We start from the raw sequence: 18,541 nt of genomic DNA, 5'->3' as shown, positions 1-18,541 counted from the left end.
CCTTACTACGGGTTCGTAACTTTTACTCCTTGTACATAAATGTTGACCGAGTCAACAGAAAGTCCAATTGTGTGATGAATCGTGTATTTGACTTTCGTTTGAACATTATGTGCGACTTCTGATATTTTTGTACCGTAGCTGACGATGATGTACATATCAATATGAATGCGGTCTTCTTTTTGACGCACAAGAACACCCCGGCTGAAGTTCTCTTTGCGGAGAATATCCGTCAAGCCGTCCTTGATTTGATTTTTGGACGCCATGCCAACAATACCATAGCAATCGATCGCAGCGCCTCCTGCCACCATTGCAATGACTTCATTTGATATATCAATTTGTCCGTATTTCGTTCTAAGTTCAATGGACACATTGGTTCCCCCTTTTTGAGAAATTGCCCTGAGTTATCACTATTTTACTATAAGACCCTTCTTTTTAAAAGAAATCATTCAATCCGACCCAATCCTACTTATACTATAGCCTTGATTTTTTATCAAGATGTCAAGGTATTTTTCTTGAAAGAGGAGTAAACAATCCTTGCAAACCCCTTGAAGCTGTGGTAAATTATTAAAGTATCTTGAGGCATCTCTAAGTACGTATATGAAGAATATGATGATGTTTTCGCAGTTAGGAGGGAAACAAATGGCACGTAAATGCGTTATTACAGGCAGAAAAACAAAAGCTGGGAACAACCGTTCTCACGCAATGAACTCTACAAAACGTACATGGGGCGCGAACCTTCAAAAAGTTCGTATTCTAGTGGACGGTAAGCCTAAAAGAGTATATGTATCAGCTCGAGCTTTGAAATCTGGTAAAGTTGAGCGTGTATAAGCAAGAGTAAACGCCTGCTACAATAAACTGTAGCAGGCGTTTTTATGTGGAAATAAAGGAGATTACTCATTAATCTTTTTTAAATGAACCAAGCATCGCACGGACAATGCCGCCAAGAAATCTAGGCAGTTTGATTGTATAAAATTTCATTTTGTCCCCCTCCTAAAAGTACCGCTTGCAGCACAATTGAGCTTAATCAGCCATCCACATTGATAGGTTGGTCAATCTTTGCTTCTTACCATTATTAATATGCCTTCATGAAAAGAAAAAGTACCATTTGAGTGGATGAGTTCGTTACTAATACATAGTGTGGAACCAGGCTCAATATGACAATTTTTCAGAGGATATTTGAAACCTTTTAATGTCAGCTTTTCAACCGATGTACCAAAGGGCAGAAACGACACATATTTTTTATCAGGGTCTTCTTTTATTTCGTATGTACCAGGTCCAAACATTTGAATGATATTTTGCTTATCTACAAGAGTGATGTTCTGCTTGTGCTGAATGCCTTGATATAGAAGGTGAATATTTCCTAGAAAGTGATCAGCCCTTCCTCCTGTAATGCCGTAGATGTGAATATGCGCTGGGTGCTGGCGCATGGCCCAGTTCAGCGCAAGCTCTAAATCGGTTTCATCCTTTTCAGCCTGAAATACATTCAAGGCAGGCAATTTCTTCTTCAGCTCACAAAGCTCTTCTTCTGTCACACTGTCAAAATCACCAAAAGCCTTGGCAGGCATGATGCCGTGCTCTAGTAAAAAAAGCGTCCCCCGGTCTACACCGACCCAGAGAATATCGTCCTGCGATGCTTCCCGTTCAAGGGGCGGGATGTATTCAAAAGGACCGCCGGCTACGATATGTATGTGCATGATATACGCTCCTCTCCATGTAAAAAGAACCAAAGATCAGAGTGACTTTGGTTCCTTTTTTTACGCTTCTCGAATGGCCTGAATGGCGGCTGCACGGTTGTTTTTACCGTATACCGCTGAGCCGGCCACAAGTAAGTTAGCGCCCGCCTCTTTACAGCTCTTTGCAGTCTCTACATTGACACCGCCGTCTATTTCTATGAGTAAGTCTGATAAGCCCTTTTGTTCGCTAAGGGTCTTCACTTCTTTTACCTTCGTGAGGACAGAGGGAATGAACGCCTGTCCGCCAAAACCAGGATTCACCGTCATGAATAAGACAAGGTCTACATCCTCTAATACATGCTCAATCTGAGAAACAGGAGTGTGCGGGTTCAAGACGACACCTGCTTTTACACCTTGTTCTTTTATGTGCTGTATCGTGCGGTGCAAGTGCGGACAAGCTTCTACATGGACAGAAATAATATCAGCACCTGCTTTTGCGAATGCAGGAATATACCGGTCTGGCTGCTCAATCATTAAGTGAACATCGAGCGGCAGCTTTGTATGCGGTCTGATTGCTTCCACAACATTCGGACCAAATGTAATATTCGGTACAAAATGGCCGTCCATCACGTCGATATGAATGTAATCTGCTCCGCCTTGTTCCACATCACGGATATCTTTCTCCAAATTGGCGAAATCTGCTGATAAAATGGAAGGGGCAATATAAACCATGAGTTAGTACCTCGGCTTTCTGTCTTTGATTTCAGTTAAAAACTCTAAATAATGCTGATAGCGATACGCTCTGATTTGCTCTTGTTCGACCGCGCCTTTTACCGCACAGCCAGGCTCTTTCACGTGCAGACAGCCTCTAAACTTACAATCTGCACTCCGCTCTTTGATTTCTAAAAAGTAAAGGCCTAAATCTTCCGCTTCAATGCCGGTAAATTCGAGCGAGCTAAAGCCAGGTGTATCTGCAATGAGCCCTTCTGCTGTACGAATGAGTTCGACATGTCTTGTCGTATGCTTCCCCCTTCCAAGATGAGAGGAAATATCATTGGTTTTCAGCGCCAAATCAGGACTCATCGCATTTAAAAGAGAGGACTTACCTACACCAGACTGACCGGCAAATACAGTGATTTTATTGTGAAAATGCGGGGTCAGCTTTTCAATTCCGTCTCCCTCGATCGTGGATGTTACATGAACATCATATCCAATTTGCCGATAGTCCTCTGCATAGCCTTGAATACTTTCACGCTCTTCATCTGTTTTCAATAAGTCCATTTTTGTGATACAGATTATCGGCTTAATATCATTTGCTTCCACCAGCACTAAAAATCTGTCTAAAAGCGATGTGCTAAAGGTCGGTTCTGTCGCAGAGAAAACGAGCACCGCTTGATCGACGTTACTAATAGGCGGACGAACAAGTTCGTTTGTCCGCTCTTTTACTTCTAATAAATAGCCTTCTTTATCGTTATCCGCTTGATATACGACATAATCTCCAACTAGAGGTGTGATTTTGTTTTTTCGAAAAATGCCTCTCGCTCTGCACTGAATCACTTTTCCACTTTCTAGAGACTCATCGAGCACATAATAAAATCCGCTTAATGCTTTAATAATTTTGCCCTCAGGCATAAAGTCCCTCCTTTATTCATCGTCAGGGTATTCGATTGTTTTAGAGCTTACGACTTTATCATCAACCGTCACTTGATAGTACCCTTTTTGACCTGGTTCAATCTTAAATTTAATGGTCCGTTCAGTTGGTGCAGTGATGTTAAAGGTTTCATATGAATCAGAAATGCTATGCTCAGCATCGTCAATGGAAATCTGAACGGTCATCTCTTGCCCTTCAGTGACTGGCTCATACGGGATGGCAATCTTCTCAGTTACCGTTTTAGCCGGTTTTTTCTTCGGTCCGAGTGAGAAGGTGATCTTAACCGTATCCCCTGGTTTCACAGCAGTACCTGCTCCTGGCTCCTGCTTCATGACCTCACCTTTTGGTACATCATCAGAATACGCTTCTTTTTCATCAAGCTTTAATCCGTTATCCTCTAAATAATTCGATGCAGCCTGTTTACTATATGTCGTTAAATCCCGCAAAGTAATATCGGCAGGACCTATGCTGACCGTCAACGTCACTTCTTCATCTGCTGCCACAAGCTCAGTACTCGCTGAAGGTTTCTGTTCCATGACAATCCCAGATTCGGTGTCATTATCATTTACTTCCTCTACAACAACTTGCTTAAACCCTTTTTTCTCTAATAATTCTTTTGCTTTATCGACCTTTTCACCTGTTACATCAGGTAATTCGGTCTTTTCTTTGCCAGTACTTTGGTAAAGCTGAATCTCGGTTCCTTCTTTTACCTTTGTGCCGATTTTCGGGTCTGTTTTGACGACAAGCCCTTTTTCAATTTTTTCATCAGCGATCTCAATTGGTTCAGAGGCAACGGTAAAGCCGGCTTTCTTCAAGGTGTCCTCTGCTTTTTCAATCGTCATGCCAGATACATCAGAGACCTCAACATCTTTTGGAAAGAGCAGTCCGGGAAACACAGTGATGGCTAAAATGGTCGCAGCAGTTAGAATAAACAGGATGGATGCCACAACCCAAGGCCATTTTTTTCGTTTCTTTTTCGGCTTTTGTTTCTCTTTTTTCTTCGGTTTTTGCACCGGATGGACAGCTGTTTTTTCATTGTCTTGATCGACTTGATGATCTTGAATGATTGGGATCGCTTTCGTTGCTTCATGATCCTCTTCAATGACAAAGCGTTTTTCTTTTAGTCTTGAAGGGTCGAAAGCAGTTTGCAGATCTTTTTGCATTTCAGATGCATCTTCATATCGATAAAATGGATCTTTGGCCATTGCCTTTAAAATGATGTTTTCCACGCTTTGTGGAACAGAAGGATTCCACCTTCTTACAGATGGCGGCTCTGATTGCAAATGCTTCAGCGCAACACTGACAGCTGATTCCCCTTCAAATGGCATGCGTCCAGAAATGAGTTCATAGAGCACAATTCCAAGTGAATAGATGTCTGACTTTTTCGTCGCAAGACCTCCGCGGGCTTGCTCTGGAGACAAATAGTGCACCGATCCTAGAACCGAATTTGTGTGGGTGATGGTCGCTGAGCTGAGTGCAATGGCAATCCCAAAATCAGTGACTTTAATATTCCCCATGTTGTCTATTAATATATTGTGAGGCTTAATGTCCCGGTGGACGAGCTGCTTTGCATGGGCTTCTTCCATTGCCGCAACCACTTGCTCCATAATGCGAACGGCTTCTTTCGGATGAAGCGGGCCATTGGCATGTATGTATTCTTTCAGCGTCATCCCCTCGACATATTCCATGACAATATAATAAATGTCATCTTCTTCCCCTACATCGTAGATGCTGACAATATTTGAATGATCTAAACTTGCGGCTGACTGCGCCTCGCGCCGGAAACGTCTAATAAAATCATCATCGCTTGCAAAGTCAAAGCGCAAAATTTTAATCGCGACTTCGCGATCTAAAATCATATCCTCCGCCAAATAAACGTTTGCCATTCCGCCTCCGCCTATGACGCGAAGAATCTGATAACGGCCGCTGATCCGTTTTCCGATCAACACTTGCTGTCACCCTCCTCTGGCTGGGAGGAGATTTCTAACAATACTGCTGTAATGTTATCTTCACCGCCGTTGTCATTCGCTGTTTGGATTAATGCTGTTACTTTTTCATCTGGTGCGGTCGTTTGGTTTAAAATATGAATCAAATTCTCTTCTTCTACTTTATTTGATAAACCATCTGAGCAAAGCAGGATTTGATCTCCTGGGTCCACTTCAAAGGTATGTGCATCGATTTGAACGTGTTTATCTGTTCCTAATGCTTTCGTAAGCACATTTTTTCTTGGATGATATTCTGCATCCTCTTTAGAAATTTCACCTGTTTTCACAAGCTCATTTACAAGTGAATGGTCATCTGTTAGCTGGGTCAGTGCTCCTTCTCTTAGCAAGTAGCAGCGGCTGTCGCCAATATGGGCAATTGTGACCGTTTGCAAATGAACGAGCGCACAAACAATGGTTGTCCCCATTCCTTGGCACTCCTCATTGTTTTTCGCATGTTCATATACTTGATCATTAATGTCACTTATTTTTGAGATTAACCAGCTTTCTTGCTCTGCTGGTTTTGCTGGAATTGAAGATGTTTCTTCCCAGTATTCTTTTAAAGAAGAGACGGCCATCCTGCTGGCGACATCACCAGCAAGATGACCTCCCATTCCATCTGCTACAACAGCTAGAAGGGTGTCTTCTTTTGCTTCAAAAATACCTGCATCATCTTCATTATGCTGACGGACTTTTCCTGTATCGGTTTGAAAGGCTGCCCTTATCAACATTCGTCACCTCGTCTCTTCCTGACGCTCCTTCGCTCTTAGCTGACCGCAAGCAGCATCAATGTCATGGCCTTGCTCTCGTCTAATTGTTACGTTTACGCCGCGTTCTTTCAGCGTTTTTTCAAATAGGAAGATTTGTTCTCTCGGTGTTCTTACATAATCCCTTTCCGGTACATAGTTCACCGGAATGAGGTTCACGTGGCACTTGATTCCTTTTAATAAGTCTGCAAGCTCTTCTGCATGATGCACTTGATCATTTACTCCGCCAAACAGGCCGTATTCAAAGCTGACACGTCTACCCGTTTTTTGAATGTAGTATTCAATGGCTTCCATTAATTTCGGCAGCTTATATGCTTTATTGATCGGCATCAGACGGCTTCTGATCTCTGTGTTCGGTGCATGCAGAGAGACAGCAAAATTGATTTGCATTTGCTCATCAGCGAATTGATAGATCTTTGGAATGATTCCGCTTGTCGACACTGTAATATGACGCGCGCCAATGTTTAAGCCGTTGTCATGGTTGATGATTTTAAGGAAGGCAAGCATTTCGTCAAAGTTATCAAACGGTTCGCCAATTCCCATGATGACAACCGAGCTGACTCTCTCATCTGTTTCGTCAAGTGCCTGCTGCACTTTCAATACTTGAGCAACGATTTCTCCTGCTTCAAGGTTTCGTTTTAACCCGCCAAGTGTAGATGCACAGAATGTACAGCCGATTCGGCAGCCAACCTGAGTTGTGACACAGACAGAGTTGCCGTATTCGTGGCGCATCAGTACTGTTTCAATCGTATAGCCATCATGTAATTCAAATAAAAACTTGATCGTTCCGTCTTGAGACGTTTGTTTGATCACAGTTTTTAATGTGGTGATCGCAAATTGATTTTTTAATTTTTCTCTTAATTCCTTTGAAAGGTTAGACATATCGTCAAAGGATGTCACACGTTTCTCATAAAGCCACTCGAAAATTTGGGCTGCGCGGAAAGGCTTTTCGCCTTGTTCTTTTAACCATTCTTTCATTTCGTGAAGCTCAAATGAGTAGATCGACGGCATTTCTGTCTTCAGTTCTTTTCTTACTTTTTGTTCTGTCATTTTTTATCCCTTCTTTCTCATGCTGCAAATAAAGAAACCATCTGTTCCGAAATAATGAGGAAGGATTTGTACACTTCCGTTTTGAACAAACGGAGCAACCTGCTCAGGCAGCCGTTCATTAAGAGATAGATCGGGTTCGAAGTCTTGGTGTTCTTGTAAAAACGCATGAATCACTTGTTGATTTTCTGTTGGGTCCATTGTACATGTACTGTATACAAGGGTTCCGCCCGGTTTTAAAAGCGGGGCCGCTTCCTTTAAAATGGCCTGCTGGATAGCTGCAAGCCTTGCTGAGTCTTCTTGTGACTTTGTATATTTCATATCTGGTTTGCGTCTAATGACGCCAAAACCGGAACACGGTGCATCAATGAGAATACGGTCAAACGAAGCTTCGCTGTAATAGTCTGCCGCTTTCCTTGCATCAAGTGCTTTTGCCTCAATGTGAGTAAGGTTCAGACGTTTTGCTGCTTGTTTGATGAGTTTCACTTTGTGTTCATGTAAATCAAGAGAAACAATTTTGCCCTCATCGTTCATACGTTCTGCAATATGTGTTGATTTTCCGCCAGGAGCCGCACAGGCGTCAAGCACCGTTTCTCCCGGCTGTGGGTCGAGCGCTCTTGCGACAAGCATCGAGCTTTCATCTTGTATCGTCACATAGCCTTCTTGAAAAGAAGGGGTTGAGACGATGGACCCTTTCATGAGCTTAAGTGCATCTTCAGATAAGTCGCCAAGCTCCGTTTCAATGCCTGCATCCATTAGTTTTTGCTGCAGTGCCATGCGGTCAGTTTTCATTCGATTGACACGAAGGGTTTGCTTTGGCGGAACTAAATGAATGCGGCACATGCTTTCTGCCGCTTCAAACCCGTACGCCTGAACCCACTCCTGCACAAGCCATAATGGGTGGCTTGTCTCAATGGACAGCCGCTTTACGGGATCTTTGATCGCATCAAATGACGGAACGCCTTCTCTTTGCACGGAACGAAGAACACCGTTCACAAGTGAAGAAATGCCTTTGTGCCCGCGCTTTTTCGTTAGCTCGACAGCTTCATGAATGGCTGCACGATCTGGTATTTTTTCAAGATACACCATTTGATAAAGAGACATCCGCAAAAGCTGCATCACCCATGGAGCGACCTTTTGCGGTTTTTTCACAAAGGGCATCAGCATATAATCTAATGCCAGCTTATTTTGCAGTGTACCATATACAAGCTCTGTTAACAGCGGTTTGTCCTGATCAGCTAAGTCTTTATCTTTCATGACTGACTGCAACAGCAAATTACTGTAAGCTTGATTTTGTTCGAGTTTGATTAAAGCGTCCAGCGCTACTTCTCTCACATTACTTTTCTTCATTCATTAGCCCTAATTTCTGTCCAATTTCGATATTTGCGCCTCTTAAGAAGTCTTCGCCGCTCATTTTTTTCTTACCAGCTGGCTGCACACCTGTTAATAAAAGGCCTTGCTCATTACCCGTTGCAATGACCGGACCTTCTTTTTGAAGCTCAATCACTTTCCCAGGTTCTTCTTGCGCTTGAAGCGGAACCTTTTTCGCTTCCCATACTTTTAGATGAGCGCCGTTCCATTCAGTATAGGCAACTGGCCAAGGATTTAGCCCGCGAACTTGGTTGTAAAGCTCTTCACCGGTTTTTGTCCAGTCTAATCTTTCTTGCTCCCGCTTAATATTTGGTGCGTATGTGGCCGCTTCTTCATTTTGCGGAATTGGAGAAATAGACCCGCTTAGAACATTTGGCACCGTATCTTTTAGCAGCGCGGCACCAGCTGCACTTAATTTATCATGCAATGTTCCGACATTGTCTAATTCATCGATTTCTACTTCTACTTTACTGATCATGTCACCTGCATCAAGTCTTTCCACCATGTACATGATGGTAACGCCTGTTTTCTTTTTGCCTTGAAGGATCGCATAATGGATCGGCGCGCCGCCTCTTAGTTCTGGCAGGAGCGAGGCATGAACATTGATACAGCCAAACTTAGGTTCATCGAGTAATCGCTTTGGTAAGATTTGTCCAAATGCCGCTGTGACGATTAAATCCGGCTGTAATGCAAGCACCTTATCAATTTCTTCATCAAGGCGCACCTTTTCAGGCTGCAACACAGGAATGCCGTGCTTTAAGGCTTCCACTTTTACAGGAGGCGGTGTGAGCACTCGTTTTCTTCCTTTTGGGCGGTCTGGCTGCGTGACAACCCCTACCACTTCGTATCCTTCTGTTATCAGTGTTTGCAGCACAGGTACTGAGAAATCAGGGGTTCCCATAAATACGATACGTGCCATTTTCTTCACCCTTCCATTTCCGCAAGTTCTTTTTCTGTATACGTTTCAATGATTTTTGACGTAAATAAAATGCCGTCTAAATGATCAATTTCGTGCAATAAAGCTCTTGCTAAAAATCCGTCTGCTTCTATTGTAAATGGTTTACCTTTCTTATCAAAGGCTTTTACCTTCACATAGTTCGGTCTCTCTACAGTGCCGTATAAAGATGGAAAGCTCAGGCAGCCTTCAATATCTGTCTGGCTTCCTTCTACTTCAAGCACCTCGGGGTTCACTAAGTCAATTCTGCCAGATTCTTCTCCGATATCTACAACAGCGATTCTTTTTGAAATACCGATTTGTGGTGCTGCTAGTCCAACTCCATCCAGCTCAAGCATTGTATCATACATATCATCCAGCAGTTTTTTAAGCTTTTTATCGAACGTCTCGACGCGCTCTGTCTTTTGTTCAAGCACTTCTGCCGGATGTATGACTATTGGTTTTACTGCCACTTACAGCCCTCCGTTTTACATCATCATATATGGATTCATATCTATTGAAATCATCAATTGTTTTTGTTCCATTTCCTTTTGATAATGGTCTTGTATTTTCCGTAGTAAACTTGCCAGTTCATTTTCCCTTTTGTATTTTATCACGCATTGATACCGATATCTATCTTTGATCTTAGCGATTGGCGATGCCGCTGGACCAAGGATTCGAGTATTCGGTGCACAGTTCATTTTTAGGAACTGGACAATTTGGTCAGTAACATGCGCTGCCTTCGTCACTTCTTCGTGTGACACTGTCACCATCGCCAAAAAGTAATAAGGCGGATAGGACTGGTGGCGGCGATGCAGCATCTCCTGTTCATAAAAGGCTTCGTAGTCATGCTGCTTCGTTAATTCAATACTATAGTGAGAAGGTGTATACGATTGAATAATAACCGAGCCCGCTTTTTCATGGCGCCCTGCCCTGCCGCTGACCTGCGTGAGAAGCTGAAATGTTTTTTCACTTGAACGAAAATCAGGGATGTGAAGGGATGTATCCGCACTGAGAACACCAACAAGTGTGACATCTGGGAAATCCAGCCCCTTTGCAATCATCTGCGTCCCGAGCAAAATGTCCGCTTCTTTATTGCCAAAAGACGTAAGAAGCTTTTCGTGAGCACCTTTACGAGACGTTGTATCCACATCCATTCGGATCACACGCGCCTCAGGCAACACCTTTGTCAGTTCCTCTTCTACTCGCTGCGTGCCAGTCCCAAAGTAGCGAATATGCTCACTGTGACATTCTGGACATTCAGAAGGTACTGGAGCTTCGTGACCACAATAATGGCACTTCAGCCGTTTTTGATAGCGGTGATAGGTGAGAGAAATTTCGCAATGAGGACATTGCTCCACATATCCGCAATCACGGCACATCACAAAAGATGAATAGCCTCTTTTGTTCAGAAATAAAACGGCTTGTTCTTTTCTTTCAAGCACTTCCTTTAACCTGATCATTAATTCTTCTGAGAACATGGAGCGGTTGCCATTTCTTAATTCTTCTCTCATATCAATTAACGAAACGTGCGGCAGCTGCTGCTGGTTGACGCGGTGCTTGAGCGACAGCAATGTATAAACGCCTTTTTTCGCACGTGCATAGGTTTCAAGTGAAGGTGTTGCACTGCCTAATACGACTGGACATTGATGCCGCACTGCTCGTTCAATGGCGACATCCTTGGCATGGTAACGAGGCATTTCTTCTTGTTTATAAGAGGATTCGTGCTCTTCATCTATAATAATCATGCCTAAATTTTCAAATGGAGCGAAAACAGCAGATCTTGCGCCAACGACAAGCTTGACTTCCTTGCGATGAATCTTCCGCCATTCATCATATTTTTCTCCTGTCGATAAGCCGCTGTGAAGAACAGCCACATTTGAGCCAAATCGTTCTTTAAATCGCTGCACCATTTGAGGGGTTAATGAAATTTCAGGAACTAAAACGATCGCTTCTTTCCCTTTTTGAAGAACATGATCAATTGTCTGCAAGTAAATCTCCGTTTTGCCGCTTCCTGTCACTCCGTGCAGCAAAAAGGTTTCGTGCTGATCCTCACTGACCGCTTGATGAATATGTTTTGCCGCCTCTCTTTGCTCAGGCGTGAGATCAAGTGATGCAGATGGTGTAAACTCCCGGTCACGGTAAGGATCCCGGTAGACCTCTTCATAGCTTTCTGTTAACAGCCCTTCTTGAATAAAGGTTTTAAGCGTTTGAGAACTCGCGCCTGTTTGCTGCTGCAAGTCTTTCGCTAAAAAGGTTGTCTCTCCCGCTTGAAGCAAGTAAGAGATCAGTGCCTTTTGTTTTACCGCATTTTTCTTTAGCTGCTGCTGCTTTTCTTCAAGTTTTTCTTTCGATACAGCCAACTGGAGCATGCGGACCTTTTTCTTTCCAGATTTTTGCGAGACATGGTATCTCACCTCTAGATGACCTTTTTGGACATGCTTTTGAATCTGTTTTAATTGTTCAGCCGGGATGTCAGCATAAAGAATGCTCTCTCGCTGACCGAAAAGCTCTTTCAATGACTGCGGAAGTTCTTCCTCTGATAGCACCTGTATTTCTTTTTCATACTTTGCCTTCATGGCTGCGGGCAGCATCGATTGAAGTGCCGTAATATGATAGGACAATGTTTTTTCCGTCAGCCAGTGGGAAAGCTCCAGCAGCTCATCTGTCAGAACAGGTGATAAATCAAATAAATCGACTATCTCTTTGATGCTTCCTGTCTTGATGTCTGTTTCCTCTTTGACTTTTGTCACAAACCCTTGAATCTTCCGCGGGCCAAAGGGAACGACCACCCTCATTCCCGCTTTGACGAGATCTTTGAATCGATCTGGTACACGGTAATCAAATGGCCGGTCAATGGCTTTCGTTGTGACATCTACAATGACTTCAGCAATCATGCGCGATCACGCTCTTCTGGAAGCAGCTGTATTGCCTCCTTTAAAATTTCAAAAGCGAGGTCTTTTTTGCTCATCATCGGCAGCTCTTTTTTCGTTCCATCTGCTTTGATGATCGCTGCCACATTTGTATCTGTGCCAAATCCTGCACCTTCTTTAGTGACGTTATTGGCCACAATCATATCTAGATGCTTGGATTCAATTTTCTTTTTCGCATAATATTCTACATCCTGCGTTTCAGCTGCAAATCCGATCAGCACTTGATGCTCTTTTCTTTTCCCCAGCTCTTTTAAAATATCTTTTGTCCGGGTGAATTCAATGTCCAGTGTGCCGTCCTGTTTTTTCATTTTATGAGCATATGTCGTGACAGGGGTGTAATCGGCGACAGCTGCTGATTTTATGACAAGATCAGCTTCTCCGTATACATCTAGCGCAGCTTGATACATATCTTCAGCTGATTCAACGTGCACTACATGTACATGGTCAGGTTCAGTTAAAGAAACAGGTCCAGAAATCAGCGTAACATCTGCCCCCATTTGCTGAGCAGCCTCTGCGATCGCATAGCCCATTTTTCCACTAGAATGATTTGTAAAGAATCGGACAGGATCGATGACTTCACGTGTAGGACCAGCTGTCACCACGACTTTTTTTCCTGAGAGCGGTAAGCTTTTTGGCTCATCAAAAAAAGCACGGATGTGTTCAACAATTTTTTCAGGCTCCTCTAATCGCCCTTTTCCAATGTATCCGCAGGCTAAATAACCTTCACTTGGCTCAATAAACCGGTAGCCGTCTTCATATAATGTGCGAATGTTCCGTTTCACAGCCGGGTGATCGTACATATGCACATTCATCGCTGGAGCGATCCATACAGGCGCTGTTGAAGCAAGCAAAGTCGTCGTCAGCATATCATCTGCAAGTCCAGCGGCCATTTTACCAATCGTATGTGCTGTTGCAGGGGCAACAAGAATGAGATCGGCCCAGTCAGCTACGTCAATATGCGCAATGACTCTTGGATTGTTTTCTTTGAATGTATCTACATATACCTCATGCCGAGACAGAGCTTGGAAGGTTAGCGGAGACACAAACTCACGAGCAGATTCCGTCATAATCACTCTGACATTTGCGCCTGCTTGTACGAGTTTACTAGTAAGTGCTGCTGCTTTATATACGGCGATTCCTCCGCTGACACCGAGCAAAATATTTTTTGACTGTAACATTTGTTTGTCCCCCTTAACGGCCTTTTTCACAAATTCGTCTACAATTCAAAAAAGTCAAAACCAATCATAGTTTTGACTTTTTTGAACGTATCGTATCTGCATTGCAGAAGCGATGTGTTATTCTTGATCCTCTTTTTCAAATGTCAAAAGACCAGCGTCGATTTCTTCTAGTGCTTTGCCTACGAATTTGTAAGACTTTGTGTTTTCAATCTGCTGATCTTGGTGGATCTGCATTTCACGTGCACGGCGTGCAGACACTGTTACAAGTGTATATTTTGAATCAAGTTTGTTCATCAATGAGTCAATTGAAGGATCTAACATGGTTTATTCTACCCCCAGCATTTTTTTATATCTCGGTGCGACTCTGTCTCTGCGCAGGTGTTCTGCAAGGACGATCGCTTTGATTCTTTCACAAGCCAGCTCGACATCATCGTTTTCAACGACATAGTCGTAAGCATCCATCATTTCAATTTCTTCTTTCGCAGCGGCCATTCGGTTTCGAATGAGCTCTTCAGACTCTGTACCGCGTGTAATGATGCGGTTTTGAAGTTCTGAAAGGCTAGGCGGTGCAAGGAAAATAAAAAGACCTTCCGGGAATGCTTCTCTTACTTGAAGTGCACCTTGCACTTCAATTTCAAGGAAAACATCTTTTCCTTCGCTTAATGTCTGTTCTACATAGTCAACAGGCGTTCCGTAGTAATTCCCGACGTACTCTGCCCATTCTAACAGCTTTTTGTTTTCAATCATATGTTCAAATTCTTCCCTGGTTTTAAAGAAATAATCGACACCATTTCTTTCACCTTCACGCGGTTTGCGTGTCGTCACAGAAATAGAGTATTCAAATCTCGTATCTTCCTGGGAGAAAATGGCTTGTCTGACCGTTCCTTTTCCAACTCCCGAAGGTCCAGAGAGAACGATTAAAAGTCCTCTTTCTTTCATAATGGCGTATTACCCCTGCCCTTCATCTATGATTTCTTCTTTTACAGAAAGTCTTTGCGCGACAGTCTCAGGCTGAACGGCAGATAAGATGACATGGTCACTGTCCATAATGACAACAGCACGGGTTCTTCTTCCGTATGTAGCATCTATGAGCATGCCTCGATCTCTTGCGTCTTGTATCATTCGTTTAATCGGTGCTGATTCCGGACTGACGATCGAAATCATCCGATTCGCTGAAATGATGTTTCCAAATCCGATATTGATCAACTTTATGGTCATCTTCTTTCGTCCCCCTGTAATATAAACGTCTCTAGTCTCGCCGAAAGAGACGCACTGTAAACAGCATACACAATGACTATTCTATATTTTGCACTTGTTCTTTTATTTTTTCAATAGCACTTTTCATTTCAACCACCAGCTTTGTTAAATGGTGATGGTTCGCTTTTGATCCAATGGTGTTCACTTCACGGTTGAGCTCCTGTACAAGGAAGTCAAGTTTTCGGCCGGCAGCACCGCCTTGCAGCAAGATTTGCTGAAACTGCTGAAAATGACTTTTTAATCTCGTAATCTCTTCTGTAATGTCACACCGGTCAGCAAAGATGGCTGCCTCTGTAGTCAGTCTGCTCTCGTCAAGCGCCTCTCCGATCCATTCTTGCAATCGCTGATTCAATCGTTCTTTGTACTGACTCACAACCTCTGGTGCAAAGACTTTGATTTCTTCTGTATAGGCCTCTAGTTCAGAAAGCCTCAGTTCACAGTCTTTTTGAAGGGATGCTCCCTCTTGCTCTCTCATGAAGCAAAGCTCCTTGACAGCAGCCTCGCAAGCTTCCATCAGCAGCTGCTCTAACTGTTCATTTCGGCTGGCTGACTCTTCCACCTGAACGGCAAGCTCCAGCCCCAATAAGTCATGTGCATGCTGAATGCCTGAAATGTGATAGCGTTCCTCGAGGTCTTTTGCGGCTTTCATGTATTCATCAAGCAGCGGCCAGTCGATCTGTAAGGACCGGCTTGCTAGTTTACCGCCTTCAATCGTGACAAACAGCTCAATTCTACCGCGCTGCACGTGACGAAGAATGATCTTTTTTAATGTATCTTCGAAATATAAAAGCGGCCTCGGCAAACGGGCATGAACCTCTTTAAAACGGTGATTGACCGATTTTAGCTCAACTGACACTGTCAGTTCTCCATCCGTTTTACTCGCTTGGCCGAATCCCGTCATACTGCGTATCATGTTAAAACACCCAATTCTTTCATATTAATAAAATGAAAAAGGTAATAGCAGACACTATTACCTCAAAATTATACCATAATCAATTATTTTTTTCTTGTCAAAAGTGATCCTGCCAGTAAAAAAGTTGGCAGTGCAGACATCCCGATGATTAGCAGCCAATCAATTGGTGCAACCGCGACCGTTTTGAAAATCGGCTGAAGCGGCGGGTAATAAATGACCACAAGCATGAGCAAAAGTGATGACAAAACCGCACCGATCAAATAAAGGTTCCCAAATGGGTTACGTTCAAAAATGGACCGTTCACTGCGGCAGTCAAATACATGAATGAGCTGCGCCAAAACAAGCGTACTAAATGCAACAGTCTGTGCATATTGCAGGTTGTTTGGATCGCGGTGATACACAAATATAAATGCCAAAAGGGTCGCAAGTCCGATGAGGAAGCCTCTTGAAATGACCTTCCAGCCAAGCCCTCTAGCAAAAATGCCCTCTTTCACATTCCGCGGCTTTCTCTTCATGACATCGCCTTCTGGCTTATCCATGCCAAGTGCCATAGCCGGCAGACCATCTGTGACAAGGTTTACCCATAAGATTTGTATAGGAACGAGCGGCAGCGGCAGCGCGAGGAGCATCGCAAACAGCATGACCAAAATTTCTCCGACATTTGATGCCAGCAAATAACGGACAAACTTACGAATGTTTTCATAAATATTCCGGCCCTCTTTAATGGCGGATTTTATGGTCGCAAAGTTGTCATCAAGTAAAATAAGAGAAGACGCTTCTTTGGCTACGTCTGTTCCAGTGATGCCCATGGAGATGCCGATATCAGCTTGTTTAATGGCAGGCGCATCATTGACCCCATCACCTGTCATCGCCACAACATGCCCATTTTTTTGATAGGCTTTGACAATTCTCAGTTTATGCTCAGGGGAAACCCGGGCAAAGACGTATACATTTTCAGCTGTTTGCTCAAGCTCTTTGTCGTTCATCTGATCAAGCGCTTTCCCGTCGAGCACCTGTCCTTGCTTCGGTAAAAGGCTCAAGTCTTTGGCGATCGCTTTGGCCGTTTCTACGTGGTCGCCTGTAATCATGACCGTTTTAATCCCGGCATCCCGGCACTCTTTAATCGCTCGTCTGACTTCAGGACGCGGTGGATCGATCATACCCTCTAACCCGATAAATGTTAAATCGGTTTCAGCCTGCTTTACAGAGGTGATTTTTTCTGTCAGACCGACTTTTTTATACGCAATGGCAATGGTTCTAAGCGCCTGTCTTGCCAACCCTTGAATCGCAGCTTCTGCTTCTTGCCTGTGAGTCGCTGAAAAAGAAGCTGTGCGTCCGCCGTGCATGATATGACTTGAACGGTTCATTAGTACATCCGGCGCACCTTTTGCAATGACATACCGCTCTTTTTGATTCGTTTCAACGACGACTGACATCATCTTTCTTTCTGAGTCAAAAGGAAACTCCTCAATGACATGAAATCCAGCTTCAATGAATTGCTCTGTAAAACCCGCTTTACGTGCTGCGGTAAGAAGCGCTCCCTCTGTCGGATCGCCATCAAGCCTCATCTCTCCATCTTTTTCAACGATGGTCGATGTATTACAAAGCGCCCCGTATAATAACACCTTTTGCAGGCTTGGGTGCTTGTCGGCATGGACGATTTCTCCGTTTAAGGTAAAGTCACCGGATGGCTCGTAGCCTGTGCCAGAAATATTCCACGTTTTCCCCTCTGCCCATACATGGGTCACGGTCATTTTATTTTGCGTCATCGTTCCTGTTTTATCTGAGCAAATGATTGACGCGCAGCCGAGTGTTTCCACAGCCGGGAGCTTTCTGACAATCGATTTTTGTTTGATCATCCGCTGCACTCCTAGGGAAAGTGCAACAGTGACGATCGCCGGCAGTCCTTCTGGAATTGCCGCAACAGCAAGAGATACTCCCGCTAGGAACATATGATACAATTCATGTCCTTGCACAACACCGAGAACCACTACGAGCACCGTTAAAAATAGAGCAGCCACAATCAGAATTTTCCCGAGCTGCTCGAGACGCCTTTGCAGCGGCGTTTCCATATTACCTGCTGCATCCAGCATACCGGCAATTTGTCCCATTGCCGTATTCATTCCTGTACCAATGACAACCCCTACGCCGCTTCCTCTAGTAACCAGCGTCCCCATAAAGGCCATGTTCGTCAAATCTCCAAGTGAGACATGGCTGCTTGAAAGAGGACTTGCGTGTTTGACCGCTGGGATAGACTCGCCAGTGAGAGCGGACTCCTCAATTTCTAAGCTCTTTGTTTCTAGTAATCTAATATCTGCCCCAATCCGGTCTCCGCTTGAAAATTTCACAATATCCCCTGGCACGAGATGTTTAGACGGGATCTTGACCCATTCATTATTTCTCCTTGCATATACATGCGGAGTTGATAATTCTTTTAACGCTTGAAGGGATTTTTCCGCCCGGCGCTCTTGATAAAAGCCGAGTACACCATTAATCAAAACAATGGCTACAATCGCAACAGCATCAATGTATTCTCCTAAAAAGGCAGAAATGATTGTTGCTGCAAGCAAGATTAACACCATGAAATCTTTAAACTGTGCTAAAAAAATGATCAGAGCCGACGCCTTTTTTCCTTCCTGCAATTCATTTGGCCCGTGTTTTTCAAGCCGCTTTTGTACATCTTTTTCTGACAGTCCGTCACCTATCGATGTATTCATGGTTTTTAATAAATCGGTTTGGTTCAGTTCATGCCAATTCATTTGACCTCGTCCACTCCTCTTTTGTTCTCTCTCATATGCAGTGTTCTATAAGCCAGTTTATTCAGACTCGTCCTAA

Annotated in this window: 19 protein-coding genes; 1 reads left to right on the top strand and 18 read right to left on the bottom strand. The window is 43.7% G+C overall.

Translation table 11 applies throughout. The features are described 5' to 3' along the window. Positions 1–5: 5 nt before the first annotated feature. Positions 6–368: an Asp23/Gls24 family envelope stress response protein gene (locus tag NSU11_RS07775; protein ID WP_008344871.1), complete on the bottom strand. Its 363-nt coding sequence runs from the start codon at positions 366–368 to the stop codon at positions 6–8. A 271-nt stretch (positions 369–639) separates the two neighbouring features. Between NSU11_RS07775 and rpmB the strand changes: the two genes are divergently transcribed. Then, positions 640–828 (top strand): 50S ribosomal protein L28, encoded by a 189-nt coding sequence (gene rpmB, locus NSU11_RS07770; RefSeq protein WP_003212514.1) that lies wholly within the window; start codon positions 640–642, stop codon positions 826–828. A gap of 69 nt (positions 829–897) precedes the next feature. Here the strand turns inward: rpmB and spoVM are convergent, their stop codons facing one another. The 17 genes from spoVM to NSU11_RS07685 form a co-directional block, all read right to left on the bottom strand. After that, complete coding sequence (spoVM, locus tag NSU11_RS07765; RefSeq protein ID WP_008354550.1) at positions 898–978, bottom strand: stage V sporulation protein SpoVM; 81 nt, start codon at positions 976–978, stop codon at positions 898–900. Positions 979–1,049: 71 nt separating this feature from the next. Beyond that, entirely contained in the window at positions 1,050–1,694 is a 645-nt protein-coding gene (locus tag NSU11_RS07760) for a thiamine diphosphokinase (protein WP_103132554.1), read from the bottom strand. A gap of 60 nt (positions 1,695–1,754) precedes the next feature. After that, positions 1,755–2,405 carry a ribulose-phosphate 3-epimerase gene (gene rpe, locus NSU11_RS07755; RefSeq protein ID WP_216100355.1) on the bottom strand — a complete coding sequence of 217 codons (651 nt, stop codon included), beginning with the start codon at positions 2,403–2,405 and terminating at the stop codon, positions 1,755–1,757. A gap of 3 nt (positions 2,406–2,408) precedes the next feature. Then, positions 2,409–3,305 carry a ribosome small subunit-dependent GTPase A gene (gene rsgA / locus NSU11_RS07750; protein WP_024424205.1) on the bottom strand — a complete coding sequence of 299 codons (897 nt, stop codon included), beginning with the start codon at positions 3,303–3,305 and terminating at the stop codon, positions 2,409–2,411. Positions 3,306–3,317: 12 nt separating this feature from the next. Next, on the bottom strand, positions 3,318–5,273 hold the full coding sequence (gene pknB / locus NSU11_RS07745; protein WP_024426959.1) for a Stk1 family PASTA domain-containing Ser/Thr kinase: 1,956 nt from the start codon (positions 5,271–5,273) through the stop codon (positions 3,318–3,320). After that, on the bottom strand, positions 5,267–6,037 hold the full coding sequence (locus NSU11_RS07740; RefSeq protein ID WP_029706534.1) for a Stp1/IreP family PP2C-type Ser/Thr phosphatase: 771 nt from the start codon (positions 6,035–6,037) through the stop codon (positions 5,267–5,269). The genes pknB and NSU11_RS07740 overlap by 7 nt, the downstream gene beginning before the upstream one ends. Before the next feature lie 3 nt (positions 6,038–6,040). Further along, a complete protein-coding gene (gene rlmN / locus NSU11_RS07735) occupies positions 6,041–7,123 on the bottom strand; it encodes a 23S rRNA (adenine(2503)-C(2))-methyltransferase RlmN (RefSeq protein WP_149126672.1) in 1,083 nt (360 codons plus the stop codon). A gap of 3 nt (positions 7,124–7,126) precedes the next feature. Continuing rightward, positions 7,127–8,470: a 16S rRNA (cytosine(967)-C(5))-methyltransferase RsmB gene (rsmB, locus tag NSU11_RS07730; protein WP_149126673.1), complete on the bottom strand. Its 1,344-nt coding sequence runs from the start codon at positions 8,468–8,470 to the stop codon at positions 7,127–7,129. After that, positions 8,457–9,410, bottom strand: a complete 954-nt coding sequence (gene fmt, locus NSU11_RS07725; RefSeq protein ID WP_087975456.1) for a methionyl-tRNA formyltransferase — start codon at positions 9,408–9,410, stop codon at positions 8,457–8,459. The genes rsmB and fmt overlap by 14 nt, the downstream gene beginning before the upstream one ends. 5 nt (positions 9,411–9,415) lie before the next feature. After that, a complete protein-coding gene (gene def / locus NSU11_RS07720) occupies positions 9,416–9,898 on the bottom strand; it encodes a peptide deformylase (RefSeq protein ID WP_025092560.1) in 483 nt (160 codons plus the stop codon). Between the two features lie 15 nt (positions 9,899–9,913). Then, entirely contained in the window at positions 9,914–12,322 is a 2,409-nt protein-coding gene (priA, locus tag NSU11_RS07715; RefSeq protein WP_087978869.1) for a primosomal protein N', read from the bottom strand. Next, a complete protein-coding gene (gene coaBC / locus NSU11_RS07710) occupies positions 12,319–13,536 on the bottom strand; it encodes a bifunctional phosphopantothenoylcysteine decarboxylase/phosphopantothenate--cysteine ligase CoaBC (RefSeq protein ID WP_149126675.1) in 1,218 nt (405 codons plus the stop codon). Before coaBC ends, priA begins: the two co-directional genes overlap by 4 nt. 117 nt (positions 13,537–13,653) lie before the next feature. Then, on the bottom strand, positions 13,654–13,857 hold the full coding sequence (gene rpoZ / locus NSU11_RS07705; RefSeq protein WP_003211647.1) for a DNA-directed RNA polymerase subunit omega: 204 nt from the start codon (positions 13,855–13,857) through the stop codon (positions 13,654–13,656). A gap of 3 nt (positions 13,858–13,860) precedes the next feature. After that, on the bottom strand, positions 13,861–14,475 hold the full coding sequence (gmk, locus tag NSU11_RS07700) for a guanylate kinase (protein ID WP_149126676.1): 615 nt from the start codon (positions 14,473–14,475) through the stop codon (positions 13,861–13,863). Positions 14,476–14,484: 9 nt separating this feature from the next. Next, positions 14,485–14,754, bottom strand: a complete 270-nt coding sequence (gene remA / locus NSU11_RS07695) for an extracellular matrix/biofilm regulator RemA (protein ID WP_008344898.1) — start codon at positions 14,752–14,754, stop codon at positions 14,485–14,487. Positions 14,755–14,830: 76 nt separating this feature from the next. Next, positions 14,831–15,706, bottom strand: a complete 876-nt coding sequence (locus tag NSU11_RS07690) for a YicC/YloC family endoribonuclease (protein WP_034281735.1) — start codon at positions 15,704–15,706, stop codon at positions 14,831–14,833. Between the two features lie 83 nt (positions 15,707–15,789). Further along, complete coding sequence (locus tag NSU11_RS07685; protein ID WP_149126677.1) at positions 15,790–18,465, bottom strand: calcium-translocating P-type ATPase, SERCA-type; 2,676 nt, start codon at positions 18,463–18,465, stop codon at positions 15,790–15,792. Positions 18,466–18,541: the final 76 nt, after the last annotated feature.

The organism is Bacillus sp. FSL R5-0712, assembly GCF_038593285.1.
In the GTDB taxonomy this organism is placed as follows: domain Bacteria; phylum Bacillota; class Bacilli; order Bacillales; family Bacillaceae; genus Bacillus; species Bacillus safensis.
The sequence above is the reverse complement of the archived record's forward strand: the minus strand, read 5'-3'. Positions and strand labels throughout refer to the sequence as shown.